The following is a 21,362-nucleotide window of genomic DNA, read 5'->3' on the forward strand; positions in this document are numbered from 1 at the left end:
AGCTGGGCCGCCATTCGTCATAAACGCAAAGGCCGTAATGACCATGCAACTCGTCAGTTTCAAGCTCTGTCCCTTCGTCCAGCGCTCGGTCATCACCCTCATCGAGAAAGGCGTGGACTACGACATCACCTACATCGACCTCGCCGAGCCGCCGGACTGGTTCCTGGCGATCTCGCCCTTCGGCAAGGTCCCGGTGCTGCGGGTGGACGACACCGTGCTGTTCGAGTCGGCAGTCATCAATGAATATCTCGACGAGATCCACCCGCCCTCGCTGCACCCGGTCGATCCGCTGAAAAAGGCACAGAACCGCGCCTGGATCGAGTTCGGCTCGGCGCTCATCGTCGACCAGTACCAGATGATGACGGCGGTGGACGACGATGCCTTCGATACGCACCACCACGCGGTGGTGAAGAAGCTCGCGCAGCTCGAGAGCCTGCTCGGAGACGGGCCGTTCTTCAACGGTGAGCATTTCAGCCTGGTGGACGCCGCGCTCGCGCCGCTGTTCCTGCGCTTCGAGGTGCTGAACGGCTGGCATGCGCTGGACGTCTACGACGGGCTCGAGAAGGTGCCGGCCTGGCACCGGGCGCTGCTGGCCCGCCCGTCCACGCGTGCCTCGGTGGTGCCGGACTTCGATACCCTGCTGCGCGACTACATCCGCGCGCACGGCCCCTACGGCGCGCAGCTGTTCGGCTGAGCATCAGGCAGGCATGCACACCAGGGTCACGTCACCCCTGGTCGTGCAGGTCGCAGGGCCTGCGGTATTCCTCCGGGACGTTCGGCGGGCACTTGCCGCACTGCTCGTTGCCCGGCACGGCGAAGTCGATCTTGCGTGGGTAGGGCAGGTCGAGTCCGTCCATGATGGCAACGAACTCGGCCTCGCCCCTGCCGCCGCCCAGGCGTGGATTGCGCTTCTTCTCCTGAGCGATGGTGGAGATGTAACGCCCCTCGTAGTCGTGACAGGGGTAGACGATGGTATCGTCCGGCAGGCTGAACAGCTTGTCGTGCACGCTGCGATACAGCGTGTGTGCATCACCGGACTGGAAGTCGGTACGTCCGCAGGCATCGATCAGCAGCGCATCGCCGGTAAAGAGCAGCGTGTGGGTATCGGTGTCGACGCGGTAGCAGTGGTGATGCGAGGTATGGCCGGGCGTGAACAGCGGGTGCAGCGTGATGGAGCCCACCGTCAGCGGCTCGCCCTCCTTCAGCCCCAGGTCGGCACATGCCGGCATTTCCACCGCCGGATAGGCGACCTTGCAGCCGGTGCGGCTGCGCAGCACGCTCGCGCCGGTCAGGTGATCGGCATGGTGATGCGTGTCGACCGTCCAGGCGAGCGTCAGCCCGAGTTCCTCCAGTACCTTCAGGTCGCGCTCGACCGTATCCAAGGCCGGGTCGATCAGCACGGCCTGTCGTGTATCCGGGCAACCGAGCAGGTAGGTATAGGTGCTGGAGTCCGGTTCGTAAAGCTGGCGAAAGATCATGGTCTCGTCCTCTGGCTGTGGGCGTGCGCGGCCTGTCAGTCCAGGCCTTTCCGCATCCTTGTGTATCTGACGTCCGCACTCAAGTTTCAGCACGAACTACGCGGTTGTCGGGCCCCGGCTTTGGGGATTGCAGCGGCGTCCTGCCGCCCGACACGCATTCGGCCAAGGGGCAGAAGGGAGAGTGCAGCGACGCGCACGGCGGGTGACGCGTTTGCTAGACTCCGGGATGTTGTCCACGCCGCAAGACGCAATGCACATCGGGAGCCAATCATGCCAGTGCGACTGACAAAAGGTCTTTTGTTCCTGCTGCCCCTGCTCGGGCTACATGCCCCAGCCGCCCTGGCGATGGGTGATGCGGCGGCGGGCCGGACCATTGCCATGCAGGGCAATGGCAAGGGGGCGGTGGCCTGCGTCAGTTGCCACGGGGCCGCCGGCGAGGGGAATGCCGCGGCCGGCTTTCCGCGCCTGGCCGGCCTGAATGCCGAATACCTCGTCAAGCAGCTGCAGGACTACAAGGCCGGCACACGGCAGAACCCGGTCATGCAGCCCTTCGGCGCCGCCCTCACCAGCCAGGAGATGCTGGATGTGGCGGCCTACTACGCGAGGCTCGAACCGACCGGCAGCCAGGGGCCTGCCGATGACAACGCCCTGGGCGAGAAGCTCGCACTGCGTGGCGACTGGGGCAACGACATCCCGGCCTGTGTCAGCTGCCATGGCCCCGGCGGGCGTGGTATCGATCCCTATTTCCCGGCCATCGCGGGTCAGCACGCGGGTTATATCCGGTCGCAGATCCAGGCCTGGAAGGGCGGCACCCGCAAGAACGACGCCAATGACCTCATGCGCGTGGTGGCCGAGCGGATGACCGATGAACAGATCGAGGCGGTGTCCCGGTATTTCGCCGGCCAGCCCCCCGTGAAACCGACCTCGGGAGACAAGCCATGATTCGCCAGGTCCTGCTGTTTCTCTGCGCGTTCTGCCTGAGCGCGACGCTGGCTGCCGAGCAGACGCGCGACTATCAGGTCGAGCTGCCCGCCTCGCCGGACAATGCCCCCGGGTTCACGCCCCCGCCCGAGTCCGAGATCCCGGATGACCAGTTCGGTGAGATGGTGCGTTACGGTCGCGACCTGTTCGTGAACACCCAGCAGCTACGCGGCAAGTACGTCGGCAATGACATGAACTGCGTGAACTGTCATGTCGATGCCGGCCGGCGCGCCGACTCCGCACCGCTGTGGGCCGCCTATACCATGTATCCCGCCTACCGGAAGAAGAACGACCGGGTGAATACCATGGAAGAGCGCATCCAGGGCTGCTTCCGCTACAGCATGAACGGCAGCCCGCCGCCATCCGGTAGCCCCGAACTCACCGCGCTGATCACCTACCACTACTGGCTGGCCAAGGGGGCGCCTACCGGTGTGGCGCTGGAGGGGCGTGGTTATCCGAAGCTGGATGCGCCGGAGAAGAAGCCGGACATCCGGCGCGGCCGCGAGGTCTTCCAGGCACAGTGCGCCATCTGCCACGGCGACGACGGCATGGGGCGCATGGCCGAGGGCGAGGTCGCCTTCCCGCCGCTGTGGGGCGAGGGCTCCTACAACTGGGGCGCGGGCATGCACCGCGTCAATACGGCGGCCGCCTTCATCCATTCCAACATGCCGCTGGGCAAGCCCTACAGCCTGAGCGAACAGCAGGCCTGGGACGTGGCGGCCTACATCAACAGCCACGAACGCCCGCAGGACCCGCGCCACGAGGGCGACCTCAAGGCCACCGACCAGACCTTCCACGCCCACCAGTGCTTCTATGGCGACAAGATCGACGGGCAGGCGCTGGGGACACGCTCCTATCCAAACCCGTTGGAGTAGACGTTTTCCTGCTGGGGACCCGGTTAAGCGGAGAGAGGGCTTTCCTCTCTTCCAGTTTGTCCTGCATCAGCGGTAATAGGCCCTAAGTCCGTGCCTTCACCTCAAGGTAATGTTTGTCGGGATGGTCGAGTGCAATAACGTCTTTCTTGTCCCAGGTCATCACGTACAGGTCATGGATGGTGCTAATGTTTTCGCATTCCAGTCCCTCCTGATACCGACAGCCGGATCCCTCTCTTGTCCTATCGAACATTTCTGAGTCACTGGCCGGCCTTTGCCGCCGGGTTGCGTTCGGCCTGGGGGGCGGGTTATGGCCCGGGCGAGTTGCGGCGTGACCTGCTCGCCGGTGTGACGGTGGGTATCGTGTCGCTCCCGCTCTCCATGGCCCTGGCCATCGCCATCGGTGTGCCGCCGCAGCATGGTCTGTACACCGCGATCATCGCCGGTATCGTCACCGCCCTGGCGGGTGGCTCGCGTTTCAACATCACCGGTCCCACCGCCGCCTTCGTCGCCATTCTCTTTCCGATCGTGCAGCAATACGGTGTCGGCGGGCTGATGCTCGCCACGCTGATGGCGGGGCTGATTCTCGTGGTGCTCGGCGTCACCCGCATGGGGACGCTGATCCGGTACGTGCCGCATCCGGTGGTGCTGGGATTCACCGCGGGGATTGCCGTGGTCATCGCAGCACTGCAGTTGCCGGGCTTTCTCGGTCTGCAGGTCGCGGGTACGGGCGAGCACTTCGTCGACAACCTCGTGCTGGTCGTCAGGGGGCTGCCGACCCTGCAGCCGGCCGAGTTCGCTGTCGGGGTCTTTACCCTGGGGGTGCTCGTCGTCTGGCCGCGGATCTCCGCGCGCCTGCCGGTCTCGCTGCCCGGTCCGCTGGTGGCGCTGGTGCTGGCTGCGGTGGCAGGCTGGGTGATCAACCACCTGGTGGATGGCCATACCGTTGGCACCATTGCGACGAATTTCCACTGGATGATCGATGGGCGCGAAGGTGGTGGCATCCCGCCCGTGGCGCCCGGTCTCGTGCTGCCCTGGCAGTTGCCCGGTGCGGATGGTCAGCCGCTGGTCATCACCTTCGGGCTGATACGCGAACTGCTGGCGCCGGCGATCGCGATCGCCATTCTCGGCGCGATCGAATCCCTGCTCTGCGCGAGCGTGGCGGACGGGATCACCCAGACCCGGCACAACCCCAACGGCGAACTGGTGGGACAGGGGCTGGGCAACCTGGTGGCGCCGCTGTTCGGCGGCATTACCGCCACCGCGGCGATCGCCCGCACGGCGACCAATATCCGCAGCGGGGCGGTCTCGCCGCTGGCCGCCGTGTTCCACTCGCTCACCATCCTGCTGGCCGTGATGAGCCTGGCCGGCCTGCTCGGCCTGGTGCCGATGGCTGCGCTCGCCGCGTTGCTGCTCGTGGTCGCCTGGAACATGAGCGAGGCCCGGCATTTTCTCCACACCCTGCGTGCGGCACCGGGCGGGGACGTGGCGGTATTGCTCACCAGCTTCGGGCTCACCGTGCTGTTCGACATGGTGCTGGCCGTGGCGGTGGGGATCGGCCTGGCCGCGGCACTGTTCATCCGGCGCATGGCGCAGATCACCGGCGCCCGGCGCATGGAGTCACGCGAGCTGCAGTTGCCGGAGGACCTGCCGGCCGAGATCGCGGTGTTCGACATGAACGGCCCGCTGTTCTTCGGTGCCGCGGAAAAGGCCCTGGACGTGCTGCAGCTCGTGGACGGCAACGTGAAGATCATCGTCGTGGACATGCGCGACGTGACCAGTCTGGACGCCACCGGCATGGTGGCCATCGAGGGCATGCTCCACACCATGTCCCGCCGCGGGACGGGCCTGGTCTTTGCCGGCCTGCATCCGCGCCTCATCACCAAGCTGCGTCGTGCCGGCGTGCGCAAGACACGCGGTGTGCTGACCTACGCACGCGACATCGACAGTGCCCTGAAGGTGGCGCGACGCTGGGTGGGAGGGGATTGAAGTTGGAAGTTGGAAGTTGGAAGGCGAAAGTCTATGCGCCACAGAAGGCACAGAGTCCACAGAGAAAGCACATAGCCCGCTTTACCTCTGTGTCCTCTGTGCCCTCTGTGGCGCCTGGATTTTACGCCTGACTCCTAACTCCTCCTACCACGTCAGTACCTTGCCTGCGGCACCCAGTGACGGCAGGGCCTGGCTGGGGGTGAGCAGCGGCAGGTCCATGGCGAGGTCATCTTCGCTCATGCCGTTGAGTTCGAGCGACTGGCGGCAGCCGATGACCTGAACGCCGTTGTCGGTGGCGAGTTTCATGAATTCGGCGACGCTCTTGCCGCCTTCCATGGGATGGATCGTCTCCGCCACGCCCTTTTTCAGCAGTTCGGTGGCGGGGCCCGTGAGGTAGAGGATCACGTTCTGCTCGGCGGCCGCCGCGGTGGCGGTGAGGAAGAAGGCCGAGGGCAGGCGCCTGGGGTTCTCGGGGCCGGTGATGAGGATGACGACGAGGTCGGCGGGTTGCTGGTCGTTCATGGTCTGCTCCTTGCGATTGTGGGTGGTCTTGCGATGGTTGGCTACGCCTGTCCGAGGACCGGGTAGTCGGTATAGCCCTTCTCCCCCGGCGTGTAGAAGCTGTCCGGGTCGGGCGGGTTGAGCGCCGCGCCCTGCTGCCAGCGAGTGGGCAGGTCGGGGTTGGCGAGGAAGTCGCGCCCCACGGCGATGAGCGCGGCACGGCCGGCGTCGAGGTCGGCCTGGGCGCGTGCGGGGTCGTAGGCGCCGCAGCGGATGACGGGGCCGCCGAAGCGCTCGGCCATGGTCTGTTTGATGTGTTCGGGTACCTCGGGCGCACCCATGGCCGAGTGGTCGACGAGGTGCAGGTAGACGAGTCCCAGTCGGCCGACGTGCTCGGCCAGCCAGCTGTAGTCGGCGTCCATCCCGGGGTAGTGCGGCATGTCGTTGAACACGCCATAGGGGGAGAGACGGATGCCGACGTTGCCCGCACCGATGGCGGCGATGGTCGCCTCGGCGATCTCCAGCAGCAGTCGCGCGCGGTTCTCGATGGGGCCGCCATAGGCATCCTCGCGCCGGTTGCTGGTCGGGCGGATGAACTGTTCGAGCAGGTAGCCGTTGGCCGCGTGCAGCTCCACGCCGTCGAAACCGGCGGCGATGGCATTTCTCGCCGCCTGCACGAATTCCTCGCGTACCGTGGCGATGTCGTCGGCGGTCATGGCCTCGGGTTGCGGGTGGGGTTGCAGCCCCTGGGCATCGGTGTAGATCTCGCCCGCGGCGGTGATGGCCGAGGGTGCCAGCACCCGGGCGCCTGCCGGCAGGTTGAGGGGATGGCCGATGCGCCCGGTGTGCATGAGCTGGACGAAGATCTTCGCCCCGCCGGCATGTGCCGCGGCGGTGACTGCCTGCCAGCCTTCGACCTGGGCCGGGGAGAAGATGCCGGGGATGCGCGGGTAGCCAAGCCCGTTGGGCGAGGGACTGGTGCCTTCGGTGATGATGAGTCCGGCCGAGGCGCGTTGCCCGTAGTACTCGGCCATGAGTGCGCCGGGCCGGTTGTCGATGGCACGGTTGCGTGTCATCGGCGCCATCACGATGCGGTTCTGCAGTCGGTGCGGCCCGAGCGTGGCCGGTTCGAAGATCGGGCGTTGCGAGCTCATGGGGACTCCTTGGGTTGCGGGGTGGGTTACATGGCCTGGACGATGTCGGCGAGCGAGGTGTCGGCGAGCGAGGCCTCGAAGGCCTGCTGGGCGTGGGCGAGATGGGTTGCCAGTGCCGGTCGTACCTTGCAGCTCACCACGCATTGCACGTTTTCCGGATTCTCGTGCAGACCGACCAGCGGCTGGCCGGCCTGCACGGCGTGATGGATGTCGCGCAGGCTGATCGTGGCGGGGTCGCGGGCGAGGCGGAACCCGCCGTGCTTGCCCCGCTCGGCCAGGATCAGGCCGGCCAGCGCCAGGTCGCGGAGCAGGCGGCGGATCACCACCGGGTTGGTGTTCACCGTCTGCGACAGCAGCTCCGACGAGGTCCTGGCATCGAGATAGGCCAGTGCCGTCATGATGTGTACCGCCATGGAGAAGCGGGTATTCGCCGTCATAATGTAACCTGTATAGTTGCTTTTATAGGGAATGCAAGTCCCGTAATGCCCCAGTTATGATGGGGTATGCCCGCCCGTATCGAACATCCCGGCCTGATCTATTCCCTCGTCGGTATCGTCTTCTCCGCCTGCCTGGCGCTGAGCCTGTATCTCCACCAGCTGGAACGCGAACGTGAACTCGCCGGTCTGCGTACCGCCGTGGCCCAGGAATCGGCGGCCATCCGTGCACGCATCGAATACGAGGTGGGGACCACCCTCAATCTCACGCTGGGCCTGGTGGTGTACGTGGCGACCAATCCGCAGCTCGATCAGGCGGAGTTCGATGCAATCGCGGCCCGGTTGCTGCGGCGCGCCCCGCATCTGCGCAACATCGCCCTGGCCCGTGACAACGTGATCACGCACATGGCACCGCTGGCCGGCAACGAGGCCGCGCTGGGTTTCCGCTACATGGACAGCCCGGAGCAGCGTGACGGGGTGCTGCGCGCCATTGCCAGCCGCAACACCGTGATCGCCGGACCCGTCAACCTGGTGCAGGGCGGGCGCGGCTTCATCAGCCGCACGCCCATCTTCCTGGACAGCGAACAGACGCGGTACTGGGGCCTGGCCAGCCTGGTGCTGGATGTGGATGCCTTCATTGCCCGCACCGGCATGGCCGAGCGGGGGGATGGCCTGCGCTTTGCCCTGCGCGGACGCGATGGCGAAGGTGCGCGGGGCGCCATGATCCACGGTGATCCGGATCTGTTCGCGCGGCCGGATGCGTTGCTCTCGACCATCCAGCTGCCCCAGGGAACCTGGCAGCTCGCGGCCTACCCGGCGGATGGCTGGCAGCCGTCGGGCGAGGCCTCCCGCCTGGCCCTGTATGCGGGGCTGATGTTGTCGCTGCTGGTATCGCTGCTGGTGTTCGCCCTGCTGCGTTCGCTCGGTGCCCTGTCTGCGGCCAAGCGCCAGGCCGAGCAGGCCAACGCGGTGAAGACGCGTTTCTTCTCCCACATGACACACGAGCTGCGTGCGCCGCTCTCGGCACTGGAGGCGGCGCTGCAGCAGCTGGCGGACGATGCGGTACGCAGGGACGACGCCCGTGCACGCCCGCTGCTCGACCAGGCCGGGCGTGGTTCCGCACGCCTGGGGCGCGTCATCGACGACATCCTCGACATCAAGCGGCTGGAGGCGGACGGCATCACCTATGCCTTCGCCCGGTGTCATGTACAGGGGGTGATCGATGATGCGCTGGAGCAGGTGGAGCCCCTGCTGAGCCAGTATCACAGCCATGTGGAGGTGGAGTCCTATCTGGCGCCGGAGGAGACGATCTGGGGTGATGCCCACCGGCTGGCGCAGGTGCTCGTGAACCTGCTCGGCAATGCCATCCGTCATTCTCCCGAGGGCTCGACCATCACCCTGCATGCCTCGCGCATCGACGAGCGCCTGCGCATCGAGGTGATCGACAAGGGGCCGGGGCTGGACGAGGAGGTACTCGCGGCGGTCCTGCGCGACTCGGGGGTGACGCTGCTGGCGGGGGATGCCGGTGGCAGCGGTCTGGGCCTGAGTCTCAGCCGCCTGATCATCGCGCAGCATCGGGGCGTGCTGGGCGCCTACAACATCGTGGGACGCGGCAGCTCCTTCTATATCGAACTCCCCGTGCAGCCGGGCTGAGGGCCCGGCTTGGCACTCAGTTCACCGGTTCGTTTTCCCGGCAGTATGCCAGCAGATTCTCCAGCGGCTCGGGGCGGCTGATGCCGTAGCCCTGGGCGTAGTCCACACCCAGTTCCCGCAGGGCCTCGATGGTGGCCTCGTCCTCGGCGTATTCGGCGATGGTGTGCTTGCCGAGCAGGTGGCCGACGTCGTTGATGTTGCCGACCAGGGTGCGGTTGACCTGGTCGGTGCTGATGCCGCGCACGAAGGTGCCGTCGATCTTGAGATAATCCACCGGCAGGTTCTTCAGGTAGGAGAAGGAGGAGAGGCCCGAGCCGAAGTCGTCCAGGGCGAAGCGGCAGCCCATGGCGCGCAGCTCGCGGATGAAGCGCAGCGCGGCCTGGAAGTTGGAGATGGCGGCGGTCTCGGTGATCTCGAAGCAGAACATCTGCCCTGGCAGGTCGTGCAGGCTGAGCTGGGTCTTGATGAAGGGCAGCAGGGTCTCGTCGCTGAGCGTGCCGCCGGAGAGGTTGATGGCACAGTGGGCGATGGGCGGTGTGTCCTCGCGGCGCGTGCAGTCGGCCACCATGCTGAAGGCGCGGGTGATGATCCAACGGTCCACGATGGAGATGAGGTCGAAACGCTCGGCCGCCGGCAGGAACACGCCGGGGGCGATGAGCTCGCCGTCGTCGTCACGCATGCGCACCAGCACCTCGAAGGCGAGGCCGGGCGGCATGTAGCCATTGCCCAGACGCTCGATGGTCTGTGCATAGAGCACCAGCCGGTCGTCCTCCACCGCGTCGTTGATGCGGGTGGCCCAGTCCATCTCGTGGCGGTGACGCTGCAGGCTCTCGTCCTGCGCCTCGTAGATGTGCGTGCGGCGTCGGCCGGCGTTCTTGGCCGCGTAGCAGGCCATGTCGGCGGCACTCAGCAGGTCGGTGAGCGACTGCTCGCCCGGGCGGAACTCCAGCACGCCGATGCTGGCGCCGATACGGAACACGCGCTCGTCCCAGGCAAACTTGAAGTCGTCGAAGGTGCGGTGGATGGCGTCGGCCACGCGCTGCGCATGCTGGATGTCGCAGTGGGTGAGCACCACGCCGAATTCGTCGCCGCCCAGGCGCGCGAGCATGTCGGTGTCGCGCACCTGTTCCTGCATGAGCCCGGCGATCTGTTTCAGCAGTTCGTCGCCGGCGACGTGGCCGGCGAGGTCGTTGACCACCTTGAACTGGTCCAGGTCGATGTAGAGCAGGGTGTGCCGGGCGGCCTCGCGTGCACCTTCCGGGAAGCGCGTGAGCTGGCGGAGTTTTTCCTCGAAGGCGATGCGGTTGTGCAGGCCGGTGAGGGCATCGTGACTGGCCTGCCAGCTCAGGCGGTTGGCCATCTCCCGCGCCTTGGTCACGTCGTGGAACACCAGCACCACGCCGATGATACTGCCGTCGCTGTCGCGGATCGGAGCCGCCGAATCCTCGATGGCGAATTCGCGGCGGTCGGTGCGCACCAGGATGGTGTGGTTGGCCAGGCCGACGATGCGTCCCTCGCGCAGGCAGCGTGCCACCGGGTCGATGGCCGGCTGGCGGGTGAGCTCGTTGATGATGTGGAACACCTCGGTGAGCGGTTTGCCCTCCGCCTGCGGCGTCTTCCAGCCGGTGAGGTATTCGGCCACCGGATTGAGGTAGCGCACGCGGCCCTCGGTATCGGTGGTGATCACGCCGTCGCCGATGGAGGCCAGGGTCACCTGGGCCAGTTCCTTCTCGCGGTAGAGTGCCGCCTCGGCGGCCTTCATCTGCGTGATGTCCTGCACGATGCCGTACATGCGCAGCGGATTGCCCGCCGTGTCGCGCAGCACGTCGCCGCGGCCCATCAGCCAGCAGGTCTCGTCGGTACCTGCCACCCGGTATTCCACCTCGTAGGGCTTGCCCTGTTCCAGCAGATTGCGGGCCGCCGCCTCCACGCGGGCACGGTCCTCGGGATGCACGGCGGCGATGAAGCGTTGATAGGTCACCTCGCAGCCGACCGGCGTGATGTTGAACAGGCGATAGGTGTTGTCGGTCCATATCACGCGGTCGCTGGCGATGTCCCATTCCCAGCTGCCGATGTGGGAGTAGCTTTGCGCCAGAGACAGGCGGCGCTCGCTGTCCTCTACCTGGGCGTGCTCGGCGGCCAGGGCGTCGGTCATGCGGTTGAAGGATTCGGCCAGGCGCCCGACCTCGTCGCGCCCGCCCAGTCTGGCGCGCAGTTCGCCCGCGCCGTCGGCGATGCGCTCGGCCGTGCGGGTGAGGCTGGCCAGCCGGCGGACCAGCACCTGATACAGGAGCCACCAGATGGCCAGGTAGGCGGCGATCAGCAGCGGCAGCAGCATGAGCCCGGTGTTCAGGGCGGCATGACGGGCCTGGGCAAAGGGGTGTGCGAGGCTCCAGGCCAGCACCACGGCGCCCTGCTCGCGGGGGCCGAGCCGGGTGGCCGTCTCGGGCATCTCCAGCGGGGCGACGGCGAGCAGGCTGTTGGTCCCGTCGACGTGCGCGACCTGTGCCGCCCGCCGCTCGCGCGCCTCGGCCAGGAGGGTTGTCAGTGTCTTGCCAACGGCCGGGGAAGCGGCCTTGCCCAGGCCGTCGTCGAGGATGTGATCGCGGTCGAAGGGTTCCAGGGAGGCGAGGATGCGGTTGTCCTGGTCGATTGCCAGGGCCAGGTTCACCCGGATGTCCGGGCCGAAGGCGGCGATCTCCTCCTGCAGGCGGACGAGGCTTCCGCGCTCGATAAGGGACTGCCCCAGTCGCTGCAGGCGACTGATCTCGTCGGCCAGCTCGCGTTCGGCATTGTGGCGGATGGATTCCTGCTGGCCGTTGATGAGCGTGATCATGTAGATGCCCGCCAGGGCCAGCGTGCCCAGCAGCAGAAGCAGCGGCAGCGTCACGGCCAGTGGATAGCGGTACAGCCACTTCACGACGCGCCCTCCTTGCGGTCGCGGGGTTCCGGGTGGCAGTCCAGCCCGCGCAGCACGCGGTCGTCGAAGAGCTGTTCGATTGGCGGTTGTTCACTGAACACCAGTGCACGCTGCTGCATCAGCGTGTAGAGACGACGGGCAGGGGGCTGAAGTGCCTCGCCGCCCTGCGCGAGCAGGCGACAGTTCTCCGCCTGTGATGGCAGGTGGATGCCCGTCAGTGCCTGCTCCAGGCCTTCCCGGGACAGGCCGGCGTGCCGTGCCATGGAGTCCGCGGCATCCCGTGGGTGATCGCCCAGGTAGTCGATGGCCGCGAACCAGGCCGCGATCAGCCGGGTCAGGCCCTCGGAATGTTCCTCGATGACCTCGGCGCGGGTGACGAGCACATCCACGATCTCGCCCGGCATCTGGCGGCTGCTGAAGAGCTCGCGGGCGCCCTGTTCCAGCAGGCGGGTACGCAGGGGCTCGTAGGTGGCCAGTGCGTCGACCTGGCCGCTCAGCCAGGCCTGTTCCTGCCGGGAGACATGCAGGTGCACCACCTCGATGTCGTCGGCGGTGAGGCCGCCGAATTCCAGGGCGCGGGAGAGCAGGTAGGCGGTGGCCGCGGTGCTTTCCACGCCCACGCGCCGGCCGCGCAGGTCTTCCAGGCGTTCGATGTCCGGGCGGGCGACGATGCTGTCCGCCCCTTCGGAATAGTCCATGACGAGGATGACCCGGGCGTCGTGGCCGACGTCCCTTAGCTGCAGGGCCTCGTCCAGGGTCAGGGCCGCCACTTCCACGTTGCCGTTGCGAAAGGCGCGCAGGGTTTCGGTATTGGAGCTGAAACTCACCAGCCGGATCTGCTCGGCGGGGAAGAGCGCGTGTTCCTCGGCCAGGTGCAGGGGTTGGTAGCCGATCCACTGACTCGTCGCCACCCGCAGGGGTGGCTCGGGGGCCTGGCAGGCGCCAAGCCCGAGGAGGGTGATGAGGGTGAACAGCAGGACGAAACCGTGCCGCGTCTGCCGCCCGGCGCGATGTGTCTCCCTGGGGCCCGATGATGCGGGCCGTCCTGCTTCGCGCATGAAGAGTCCGGTTGTTTGTATTTGTTTTGACCGATTGTGACCCAGCCGGCCCGCCGGCTCAAGGCGCGAGGCGGCTGTCAGCAAGGCACTGTCTTGATATGCACTTGATAATGATTCGTATTTAGTTTAGTGTTCGCTGCCATGCCGCCGGCCCGACATCGGGGATGGGCCGATGAGGGCAGTCGATACAGGGCCTAGGGAGACGAGTGATGACCGAGAGACGCGAATTCCGGCCACCGCGGGAGGACGGGGGCGATTCGGCCACCCGGCGGGTGGTCAGCAGCCGGTGTTTATTGCCCGAGGGGCAGCCGCTGCACATCGAACACGAGGGCGAGGTGTACACACTGCGTCGCACCCGCACCGGAAAATTGATCCTGACCAAGTAAGACCGACTTCATCCAACCGCCAGCCAGCCGCGCCCCGGCGCCGCCAGCCAGCCCAAGAGACCTCAACTGACTGGGAGGCTGGCATGTACAGCAAGCAGAACAACGCATTTGATAAACACCGTTTCGGTGCCGTGGCCGCCGCGGTGGCCCTGGCGCTGGTGCAGGCACCGGGGCTGCAGGCGGCGGAGGCCACCCGCGACCTCGACCGCATGATGATCATCGGTGGTGCCGAACAGGTGGACGACGTGCCGGGCTCGGCACACTACATCGACGAGGCGAACCTCGACCAGCACGAGTACAGCGACATCAACCGCGTACTGCAGCAGGTGCCCGGCGTTTACCTGCAGGAAGAGGACGGCTACGGCCTGCGGCCGAACATCGGCATGCGCGGCACCGGCGTGAGCCGCAGCTCGCGCATCACCCTGATGGAGGACGGCGTGCTGGCTGCCCCCGCCCCCTATGCCGCACCGGCGGCCTACTACTTCCCGAGCGTCGGACGCATGTCCGGCGTGGAGGTGCGCAAGGGATCGAGCGCGATCAAGTACGGCCCCAATACCACGGGTGGCGCACTCAACCTGATCAGCAGCCAGATACCCACGGACTTTGCCGGGCATCTCGAGGTGGGGACGGGGGATGATGCCACACGCCGTATCCATGCCCGGGTGGGCGATGCCGGTGAAAACGGCGGCTACATGGTCGAGACCTTCCAGCACCTGACCGATGGTTTCAAGGAACTGGACGGCGGTGGCGACACCGGGTTCGACGTCACCGATGTCGTCGGCAAGTTCCGCATCAATACCGCGCCCACGGCCATGGTCTACCAGGAACTCGAGCTCAAGCTCGGCAATTACGATCAGCTCTCCAACGAGACCTATCTCGGCCTTACCGACGACGACTTCGCGGCCACGCCGTTCCGGCGTTATGCCGGCTCGCAGCGTGACCAGATGGATGTCGAGCAGCAGCAGGCAAGCCTGCGTCACTACGCCGAACTCGGCGCACGAGCGGATGTGACCACCACCGTCTACCGCCAGGACGTCACGCGCAACTGGTACAAGCTCGATCGCGTGAATGGCACCGGTATCAGCGCCATCCTCGCCGATCCCACCACCTATGCCGCGGAGCTGGCCACCATCCAGGGGGCGACCAGCGCGGACGATGCCCTGTCGGTGAAGGCCAACAACCGCGAGTACCAGTCGCAGGGTATCCAGACCGTGGTCGGCCTGTCGCTCGGTCAGGGTGACATCCGGCACGAGATCGAGCTCGGCCTGCGTTATCACGAGGATGAGGAGGACCGCTTCCAGTGGTCCGACGGCTATCGCATGGACAACGGGACGATGGTGCAGACCAGCGCCGGCGTGCCCGGCACCGGCAGCGGCAACAACCGTATCGCCAGCGCAAAGGCCTGGGCCGCCTTCGTCCAGGACACCATCCGGGCCGGCGACTGGGTGCTGCAGCCCGGCCTGCGCTACGAGACCATCGACACGAGGCGTATCGATTACGGCGCCGCCGATCCGTCGCGCACCGGTACGCCCACCGTGGTCGAGGGCTCGGAGAGCGTGCTCATGCCGGGGATCGGCGTAACCCGTCGCATCAACCCGCAGCTCAGCCTGGTGGCCGGCGTGCATCGCGGCTTCACGCCGCCCGCCCCCGGCAACGCGGATGCCGAGGCGGAGGACAGCCTCAACTACGAGTTCGGCCTGCGCTACGCCCAGGGCGCGCTCAGCAGCGAGCTGATCGGTTTCTACAACGACTACGACAACCTGCTCGGTACCTGCACCGCGGCCACCGGTGGCGGCTGTACCATCGGCGACCAGTTCAATGGTGGCGAGGTGGAGGTGAAGGGCCTGGAGGCCTCGCTGGCCTACGACATCGGTGCAGCCCGCGGGCTGGGTTACGGTGTGCCGGTACGGGTTGGCTACACCTGGACCGATGCCCAGTTCAAGACCAGCTTTGACAGCGGCTTTGGCGAGTGGGGCGACGTGCAGGCCGGTGATGAACTGCCCTACCTGCCCGAGCACCAGCTGTTTGCCGCGGTGGGCCTGCAGCAGGCCGACTGGCGTGTGGACCTGAGCGCTAGGTACACCGACGACATGCGCACCGTGGCCGGTTCCGGCGCCATCCCCGATGCCGAAAAGGTGGAGAGCCACGTCGTCATGGACCTGGCCGGAGATTACCGCATCAGCAAGGACGGCCGCCTGTTCCTCGCGGTGGAAAACCTCGCCGACGAGACCTACATGGCCGCACGCCGCCCGGCCGGCGTCCGCGCCGGAAAGCCGCGCAGCGTGATGGCCGGTCTCAAGCTCGACTTCTGATCTTCCTCCGGATCGGATGTGGGATTGCCCACGCCTCGACAGGGGCGTGGGCTTTTTTGGTTTTGCGCGTGAGGCGCTTGGATCACACGCGCCACTAGCCCGCCCGCCCCCCGTAGGAGGCCAGCCCACTGGCCGATGGGGTTATGCGAACGGCATGGTTGTCATCGCCGAGAGGGCTCGGCTCCTACAGAATGGCTTTCAGCTCTCTGTGATCTCTGTGTCCTCTGTGGCTGAAAAGGCCTTTGCATCACCCACGCCTCACCCTCAGAAATATCCTTCCTGTTCCATCACCGCCGACAGCAGGGCCCGTCCGCCGTCGAGGTTGTTCATGATGCCGTGGCGGTGGTCGATCCACCATTTCGCGTCGGTCTGTTCCTCCAGCCAGCCGCTGGCCTTGCGGATGCCCTGCTTGACCGTGTGCCAGTGATCGGGATCCTCGGCCTCGGCGGCGGCGTCGTTCTGCTCGATCCACTTGTGGACCTTGTCGATGGCGGAAAAGGCCGTCAGGCGGACACCCTCGGCCCAGGCGACCTGTTTCTCCGAGCCTTCCAGCGGCGGCAGCCCGCGCTCGCGGGCGGCCAGTTTCGCCTCCATCGCCTTCTGTTCCCGTTCGGCGCGGGCCTCGTCATCGGCACAGAGCAGGCAGGCTCCCTGGGCCAGTTGCGCGATGCGGTCGGCCCAGGCGTAGTCGTCGTCGCCGTAGAAGGGGTAGAGGGTGACATGGTCGCAGGCGTGGGCCACGCGCTTCAGGTCGAAGATCTCGCGCGTGGCGCCGTTGCCCTGGTTGGGGCCGAACAGCGTGCAGGCGATGCCGCGTTCGGTGCACCAGCGGGCCACGTCCAGGTGCTGGGCGCTTTCGTACACACGGCGAATCTTCTGCCCCGCATAGTGTTGCTCGATGATGGAAGCCTTGTAGGTTGCCGCCGGCTTGAAGTCGCCGACCGGCCGCATCCACAGGGCGTCGTGTCCCACGCCCCAGCGCGCGAGCCAGTCCCGGGTCTCGCCCAGCACCGTCGCACTGCGCCCGGTGACCAGCGCCACGGCCACCCCCTCCTGCCGCGCCTGGTTGAGCCGGTGGATCAGTGGCAGGTTGGGCATGTCCTCGCCACAGGCGGCATGGAAGCGCTCCCAGTCGCGCTCGCCCTCCTCGTTGTAGAGGAAGGGCAGGCGGTGTTCGAGCAGGGCGAGTACGCCGTCGAGGCCGCAGATGACCAGTTCCCGGGTATCAGACATGCGCCCATCTTCCCCATATCGCGCGGCCACGCAAGTCCTCGCGGCGTCGATGGGTGTCTGTTGGGCGGTTATGGTGTGTGCCAGATCCAGCTTTCGATGGCGAAATTGATCTACATTAGTGTGGAGTGGTGAAAAAAGGCCAATGATAAGACAATGGAAACCACTCGATTTCCGCAAATGAATGCCGGTATGTCCCGGCGGACGTCCGTCCGCTTCCATGCCGGTCTGCCAAAGGTGATATGAAGCCATGAATACACATTTTCTGCGCAAGCCCCTTGCGCTTCTTTCGGGTGCCGTTCTGCTGGCAGGGATGCTGACGGCATGCGACGAAGGGGGCTCGTCGGGTACCACCACGACCAGCGACGTGCCGATTTCTGCAAAGGTACTGGACAGCGCGGCCTCCTTCCTCGGGGCGGCGACCGGAAAGGAATCCCCGCTGATCGTCGATGACGTGGTGTTCATCAACTCCGCGCTGGGTCTGAACGACGTCCCGCGCGATGCACTCGATCTCTATGGCGACCTGTGGGTCGTGGTGCGCGATGCCTACGGCGTGCCGGAGTTCGATGCCAACGGCTGTGTTTAGCCGGTCGCCTCCGAACCGGTGGTCTGGCCGGATGGCAGCACGCAGGACACCGTGCCCATGATGCTCGAGGAGTTCATGGACGGTGAGCTCAAGTGCACGCCGGTGGAGGGTTACGAGGAATTCACCGTGGAGCTGGAGATCGGCCGGCTGAACATGGTGCGCACCATGTCCACCAATCCGACGGTCTTTGCCCGCGCCCTGCAGGAGGCGATCAAGAACATCAATGCCGCCAGCGAGGTGAAGACCGATGCGGCCGGGCGCCTGGTGCTGGTGACCGAGGTGGATGGGCTGCCGGTCGAGAAGACCATCGACTCGCCGCGCGAGAACCTCGCGATGTACTACGCCCTGCTGAAGCAAGGCCGTATCGCCGGCTATGGCCCGGAGAGCCGGGGCGAGGAGGGCGAGGTGATTCCGCCGCAGTGGCTGGAGATCCGACCCGACCTGGACCTGGGCGCGCTCGCCTACCTGCGAGATGGCACCTTCGGTCGCGAGGGCGGCGTGAACCTCTACAAGGGTTACGCCGACCTGTCCGTCATGACGCACAATCGCCAGGAGGACTACCAGACCCAGCTGGTCAGCTATGTCCAGTACGCCGACGATGGTTCGGGCTGTTTCTACCGGGACATGGAAGACTACGTCTGGCCGCGCGTATTCGGTGAAGAGGCCTACTATGGCGAGAACATCGCCGGCTTCACCCAGCATGCCGACGATACACGCGCGACGATCGTCTTCATGCACAACGTGATCCAGGACGTGCCAGAGACGATGCTGGCCACGCTGCCCGTGATCGATGACGGGGTGAATCCCCCGTATGGCCGCCTGGACCTGATGGAGGCCGCCGCCGCGTTCATCGGTGCCGCGTCCAACAAGGGTGTGCCGCTGACCGTGGACGGGCTGGTGTTCGTCAACACCGTGCTGGGCCTGAACGAGGTGGACTTCTCCTACAAGGGCGAGATCTATGGCGACCTGTGGGAACTGCTGCGCAACGACAATGGCGAGCCGGTCCTGGACGCCAACAGCTGCCCGCAGCCGATTTCGTCCGATCCCGTGGCGACCGGTGGCGACTACGTGCCCATGGAGCTGGACGACCAGGGCGAGTGCGTCATCGTGGCAGGCTACGAGGACTATGTCATCGAGCTCGAACTGGGGCGTCTGAACGGCGTGCGCGTCGCGCTCACCAACCCGGCCATGCTCGATCGCGCCCTCTACGACGTGGTCAACAGCATCAACGCCTCGACGGGCGTGAAGCTCGACCTGGCCGGCCGCCTGGCCTTTGGCGTGGACGAAGACAGCGATGGCGATGCCGACCGTTACCAGACCGTCGACTCCCCGCGTGCCAACCTGGCGATGTACAACGCACTCATGCGCTGGGGCAAGCTGGAAGGCACGGTCGAGATCATGGAAGACGGCACCTGGGTGACCAAGACTATCCAGATCACGCTGGATGATGCGGTGCTGGATGAAGAAGGCCTTGGTTACCTGAAGCGTGGCGATGCGGGTTGCGAGCTCGACCCCGCGAACTGCGGCGCCCTGCGCCTGCCGAGCGGCTATGTCGATTACTCGGCCTTTGCGCACAACGCCCAGGAGGACTTCCAGGGTGTCGACGTGAGCTACGTCGAGCGTACCCCGGATGATCCGAGCTGCAGCTATGCGGACAGGACCAGCGCCCTGTGGGAACGCGTGCTGGAAAGCGACGCGGCGGACTATGCCAACATCGCCGGCTTCGTGGCGCAGGCCGAGGATACGCGCAGCATCATCCAGTTCCTGCATACCGTGATTCAGGACCCGGTCACCGAACCGGCACCTGAATAAACGCGCAACGCGGTATGTGGCAACGCATACCCGGCTAGACAGAAACCCCGCCCCGGCGGGGTTTCTTTTTTTGGGCGAGCACGGCAGGTCCACGCAGTGGAGGGTCGCGCTGGCTGTTAACATGGGAACCGGAATCCCTGGTGGCTGGCTGTCGCGGGGACGTTCGACACACGGGGGTGGTTATTTCTCACGATTGCGTCATCGTCGGCGGCGGGCTGAGCGGTCTGTATGCCGCCTGGCAGCTGGAACAGGCCGGCGTGGACTACCGTCTTCTGGAGGCGCGTGCGCGCCTGGGCGGGCGTATCGACGCCGAGACCCGCGTGCGTGCCGACGGCGGTTCTGCCCGCTACGACCTGGGGCCGGCCTGGGTCTGGCCGCAGCTGCAGCCGCGCATGGCGCAGCTCGTGTCCATGCTCGACGTGCCCCTGTTCAACCAGCAGGTGGCGGGTGCCGGGCTCTACGAGGACATGAGCACGAATGGCCCGTTACGCCTGGACACGCCCTCGCCGCATGGCGAGTCCTTTCGCATCACCCAGGGTGCCATCAGCCTGATCGAGGCGCTGGCCGGCCGGCTGGATGCGGCGCGTGTGCAGCGGGATTGCCGGGTCACCGGCCTGGCCGACCGGGGCGGGCGCGTGGAGCTCCGGCTGCGTTGTGGCGGGGAGGACCATCACATGGAGGCGCGGCGGGTCATCCTCGCCATGCCGCCGCGCCTGGTGGCGCACGACCTGGCATTCGAACCGGCCCTGCCGGCGGCGCTGGACGCCGTGCTGCGCGACACGCCCACCTGGATGGCGGCCCATGCCAAGTTCCTGGCCTTTTACGCACGTCCCTTCTGGCGCGAACAGGGCCTGTCGGGCGAGGTCTTCAGCCGCATCGGCCCGCTCACCGAGATCTACGATGCCTCGCCGCGCGAAGGCGGCCCCTATGCGCTGTTCGGTTTCTACGGCCTGCCCGCGAGCAGCCGGCGGGAGATCGGTGCAGAGGCCCTGGCGACGCACACGCTGGCCCAGCTTGCGCGCCTGTTCGGGCCCCAGGCGCAGGACGTGCTGGACTGGCGCATCCGGGACTGGAGCGAGGACCCGCTGACGGCCACCGCGGACGATCGCGTCCCGCCCGTCGGCCATCCGGCCTATGGCCTGCCCGAGGCGCAGCGGGGGATCTGGGGGGGAAAGCTGATCTTCAGCGGCAGCGAAACCGCCGCCGAGAGCGGCGGTTACCTGGAAGGGGCGCTGGAGGCGGCAGAGGCCGCCGTGGCAGACGTGCTGGGTGCGCCGGTCTGAGCGCCACCGGCAAGGCGGGTTTGGCCGCAGAGAGCGCAGCGATGTAAAGGCGTTTTAGCCACAGAGGGCACAGAGTGCACAGAGGAAGAATACAGCCCGGTTTTCCTCTGTGCCCTCTGTGCCCTCTGTGGCGCTCAGACTTGCAAGCCTGACGCCTACTTCGCCGCCTTCGGTCCGAACAGCAGCCAGAGGATGAAGCCGAGCAGCGGGATCACCAGCAGGATCACGATCCACAGCACCTTGTTGCCGGTGCCGGCCCGGCTCTGGACGGTGCTGACGATGCCCCAGATGACGAGGATGAGAAGAATCAGGCCGAACAGGCCGCCGATTTCGATGCCCATGCCGAGCACCTCCCTGGTTGGTTTGGTGTGATTGTTATGCCGTATCGACGATAGCAGCTACGCCCGCTGCTTTCACGCCCGGGGAGGATTTTCCAGGCCGCAGAAACGAAAAGGCCCCGCCGAAGCGGGGCCTTTTCTTACAGCGAGGTCGGTTGGACCTTACTGAGCAACCACGTTGCTGGCCTGCGGGCCTTTCGGGCCCTGCTCCAGATCGAACGTGACAGCCTGGCCTTCAGCCAGGGTCTTGAAGCCGTTGCCCTGGATGGCGCTGAAGTGAACGAACACGTCGTCACCACCGCTGTCCTGGGAAATGAAGCCGAAGCCCTTGCTCTCGTTGAACCACTTGACGGTACCGGTAGCCATGAAGATTTA

The 21,362-nt window shown here is 66.3% G+C and carries 18 protein-coding genes and 1 pseudogene; 10 read left to right on the forward strand and 9 right to left on the reverse strand.

Annotation, left to right across the window (positions count from 1 at the left end):
* Positions 1-37: 37 nt before the first annotated feature.
* Positions 38-694 carry a glutathione S-transferase family protein gene (locus HUJ28_04290; protein ID MBD3618670.1) on the forward strand — a complete coding sequence of 219 codons (657 nt, stop codon included), beginning with the start codon at positions 38-40 and terminating at the stop codon, positions 692-694.
* A 31-nt stretch (positions 695-725) separates the two neighbouring features.
* On the opposite strand, the gene HUJ28_04295 is transcribed toward HUJ28_04290, so the two are convergent.
* Complete coding sequence (locus HUJ28_04295; protein MBD3618671.1) at positions 726-1,478, reverse strand: MBL fold metallo-hydrolase; 753 nt, start codon at positions 1,476-1,478, stop codon at positions 726-728.
* A 345-nt stretch (positions 1,479-1,823) separates the two neighbouring features.
* Between HUJ28_04295 and HUJ28_04300 the strand changes: the two genes are divergently transcribed.
* From HUJ28_04300 to dauA, 3 genes are all read left to right on the forward strand, one after another.
* Positions 1,824-2,420, forward strand: a complete 597-nt coding sequence (locus HUJ28_04300; GenBank protein ID MBD3618672.1) for a cytochrome c4 — start codon at positions 1,824-1,826, stop codon at positions 2,418-2,420.
* Positions 2,417-3,334, forward strand: a complete 918-nt coding sequence (locus HUJ28_04305; GenBank protein MBD3618673.1) for a c-type cytochrome — start codon at positions 2,417-2,419, stop codon at positions 3,332-3,334. Before HUJ28_04300 ends, HUJ28_04305 begins: the two co-directional genes overlap by 4 nt.
* Positions 3,335-3,568: 234 nt before the next feature.
* Positions 3,569-5,320, forward strand: coding sequence for a C4-dicarboxylic acid transporter DauA (gene dauA, locus HUJ28_04310; GenBank protein MBD3618674.1), 1,752 nt, complete (start codon positions 3,569-3,571; stop codon positions 5,318-5,320).
* A gap of 144 nt (positions 5,321-5,464) precedes the next feature.
* Here the strand turns inward: dauA and HUJ28_04315 are convergent, their stop codons facing one another.
* The 3 genes from HUJ28_04315 to HUJ28_04325 are packed head-to-tail and all read right to left on the reverse strand — an operon-like array spanning position 5,465 to position 7,412.
* On the reverse strand, positions 5,465-5,842 hold the full coding sequence (locus tag HUJ28_04315; protein MBD3618675.1) for a DsrE family protein: 378 nt from the start codon (positions 5,840-5,842) through the stop codon (positions 5,465-5,467).
* A 41-nt stretch (positions 5,843-5,883) separates the two neighbouring features.
* Positions 5,884-6,975 carry an alkene reductase gene (locus tag HUJ28_04320; GenBank protein MBD3618676.1) on the reverse strand — a complete coding sequence of 364 codons (1,092 nt, stop codon included), beginning with the start codon at positions 6,973-6,975 and terminating at the stop codon, positions 5,884-5,886.
* Positions 6,976-7,001: 26 nt separating this feature from the next.
* A complete protein-coding gene (locus tag HUJ28_04325; protein ID MBD3618677.1) occupies positions 7,002-7,412 on the reverse strand; it encodes an Rrf2 family transcriptional regulator in 411 nt (136 codons plus the stop codon).
* Positions 7,413-7,478: 66 nt separating this feature from the next.
* Here HUJ28_04325 and HUJ28_04330 point away from each other — a divergent pair, with 66 nt between their 5' ends.
* Positions 7,479-9,062 (forward strand): CHASE domain-containing protein, encoded by a 1,584-nt coding sequence (locus tag HUJ28_04330; GenBank protein MBD3618678.1) that lies wholly within the window; start codon positions 7,479-7,481, stop codon positions 9,060-9,062.
* A 16-nt stretch (positions 9,063-9,078) separates the two neighbouring features.
* On the opposite strand, the gene HUJ28_04335 is transcribed toward HUJ28_04330, so the two are convergent.
* Both HUJ28_04335 and HUJ28_04340 read right to left on the reverse strand, forming a co-directional pair.
* Entirely contained in the window at positions 9,079-11,898 is a 2,820-nt protein-coding gene (locus tag HUJ28_04335) for an EAL domain-containing protein (protein MBD3618679.1), read from the reverse strand.
* Positions 11,899-11,978: 80 nt separating this feature from the next.
* Complete coding sequence (locus HUJ28_04340) at positions 11,979-12,959, reverse strand: ABC transporter substrate-binding protein (protein ID MBD3618680.1); 981 nt, start codon at positions 12,957-12,959, stop codon at positions 11,979-11,981.
* A gap of 290 nt (positions 12,960-13,249) precedes the next feature.
* Here HUJ28_04340 and HUJ28_04345 point away from each other — a divergent pair, with 290 nt between their 5' ends.
* Together HUJ28_04345 and HUJ28_04350 are read left to right on the forward strand one after the other, a co-directional pair.
* Positions 13,250-13,426, forward strand: coding sequence for a hemin uptake protein HemP (locus tag HUJ28_04345; protein ID MBD3618681.1), 177 nt, complete (start codon positions 13,250-13,252; stop codon positions 13,424-13,426).
* Between the two features lie 83 nt (positions 13,427-13,509).
* Positions 13,510-15,738: a TonB-dependent receptor gene (locus HUJ28_04350; GenBank protein MBD3618682.1), complete on the forward strand. Its 2,229-nt coding sequence runs from the start codon at positions 13,510-13,512 to the stop codon at positions 15,736-15,738.
* 264 nt (positions 15,739-16,002) lie between these two features.
* On the opposite strand, the gene HUJ28_04355 is transcribed toward HUJ28_04350, so the two are convergent.
* Positions 16,003-16,971 carry a hypothetical protein gene (locus HUJ28_04355; protein ID MBD3618683.1) on the reverse strand — a complete coding sequence of 323 codons (969 nt, stop codon included), beginning with the start codon at positions 16,969-16,971 and terminating at the stop codon, positions 16,003-16,005.
* 247 nt (positions 16,972-17,218) lie between these two features.
* Here HUJ28_04355 and HUJ28_04360 point away from each other — a divergent pair, with 247 nt between their 5' ends.
* From HUJ28_04360 to HUJ28_04370, 3 genes and pseudogenes are all read left to right on the forward strand, one after another.
* Complete coding sequence (locus HUJ28_04360) at positions 17,219-17,554, forward strand: hypothetical protein (protein MBD3618684.1); 336 nt, start codon at positions 17,219-17,221, stop codon at positions 17,552-17,554.
* 57 nt (positions 17,555-17,611) lie between these two features.
* Complete coding sequence (locus HUJ28_04365) at positions 17,612-19,366, forward strand: hypothetical protein (GenBank protein MBD3618685.1); 1,755 nt, start codon at positions 17,612-17,614, stop codon at positions 19,364-19,366.
* 113 nt (positions 19,367-19,479) lie between these two features.
* Positions 19,480-19,671, forward strand: a pseudogene (locus HUJ28_04370) (NAD(P)-binding protein).
* 1,133 nt (positions 19,672-20,804) lie between these two features.
* Here HUJ28_04370 and HUJ28_04375 read toward each other — a convergent pair.
* Complete coding sequence (locus HUJ28_04375; GenBank protein MBD3618686.1) at positions 20,805-20,990, reverse strand: PLDc N-terminal domain-containing protein; 186 nt, start codon at positions 20,988-20,990, stop codon at positions 20,805-20,807.
* Positions 20,991-21,149: 159 nt separating this feature from the next.
* Positions 21,150-21,353, reverse strand: coding sequence for a cold-shock protein (locus HUJ28_04380; protein MBD3618687.1), 204 nt, complete (start codon positions 21,351-21,353; stop codon positions 21,150-21,152).
* Between the last annotated feature and the right edge of the window lie 9 nt (positions 21,354-21,362).

Source organism: Chromatiales bacterium (genome assembly GCA_014762505.1).
Lineage (GTDB): Bacteria > Pseudomonadota > Gammaproteobacteria > SpSt-1174 > SpSt-1174 > SpSt-1174.

Excerpts from the sequence above, each read along its gene's own strand:
- HUJ28_04290 (MBD3618670.1), top strand. The coding sequence starts at position 38 with ATGACCATGCAACTCGTCAGTTTCAAGCTCTGTCCCTTCGTCCAGCGC.
- HUJ28_04295 (MBD3618671.1), bottom strand. The coding sequence starts at position 1,478 with ATGATCTTTCGCCAGCTTTACGAACCGGACTCCAGCACCTATACCTAC.
- HUJ28_04300 (MBD3618672.1), top strand. The coding sequence starts at position 1,824 with ATGGGTGATGCGGCGGCGGGCCGGACCATTGCCATGCAGGGCAATGGC.
- HUJ28_04305 (MBD3618673.1), top strand. The coding sequence starts at position 2,417 with ATGATTCGCCAGGTCCTGCTGTTTCTCTGCGCGTTCTGCCTGAGCGCG.
- HUJ28_04315 (MBD3618675.1), bottom strand. The coding sequence starts at position 5,842 with ATGAACGACCAGCAACCCGCCGACCTCGTCGTCATCCTCATCACCGGC.
- HUJ28_04320 (MBD3618676.1), bottom strand. The coding sequence starts at position 6,975 with ATGAGCTCGCAACGCCCGATCTTCGAACCGGCCACGCTCGGGCCGCAC.
- HUJ28_04325 (MBD3618677.1), bottom strand. The coding sequence starts at position 7,412 with ATGACGGCGAATACCCGCTTCTCCATGGCGGTACACATCATGACGGCA.
- HUJ28_04330 (MBD3618678.1), top strand. The coding sequence starts at position 7,479 with ATGCCCGCCCGTATCGAACATCCCGGCCTGATCTATTCCCTCGTCGGT.
- HUJ28_04335 (MBD3618679.1), bottom strand. The coding sequence starts at position 11,898 with ATGATCACGCTCATCAACGGCCAGCAGGAATCCATCCGCCACAATGCC.
- HUJ28_04345 (MBD3618681.1), top strand. The coding sequence starts at position 13,250 with ATGACCGAGAGACGCGAATTCCGGCCACCGCGGGAGGACGGGGGCGAT.
- HUJ28_04350 (MBD3618682.1), top strand. The coding sequence starts at position 13,510 with ATGTACAGCAAGCAGAACAACGCATTTGATAAACACCGTTTCGGTGCC.
- HUJ28_04355 (MBD3618683.1), bottom strand. The coding sequence starts at position 16,971 with ATGTCTGATACCCGGGAACTGGTCATCTGCGGCCTCGACGGCGTACTC.
- HUJ28_04360 (MBD3618684.1), top strand. The coding sequence starts at position 17,219 with ATGAATACACATTTTCTGCGCAAGCCCCTTGCGCTTCTTTCGGGTGCC.
- HUJ28_04365 (MBD3618685.1), top strand. The coding sequence starts at position 17,612 with ATGATGCTCGAGGAGTTCATGGACGGTGAGCTCAAGTGCACGCCGGTG.
- HUJ28_04375 (MBD3618686.1), bottom strand. The coding sequence starts at position 20,990 with ATGGGCATCGAAATCGGCGGCCTGTTCGGCCTGATTCTTCTCATCCTC.
- HUJ28_04380 (MBD3618687.1), bottom strand. The coding sequence starts at position 21,353 with ATGGCTACCGGTACCGTCAAGTGGTTCAACGAGAGCAAGGGCTTCGGC.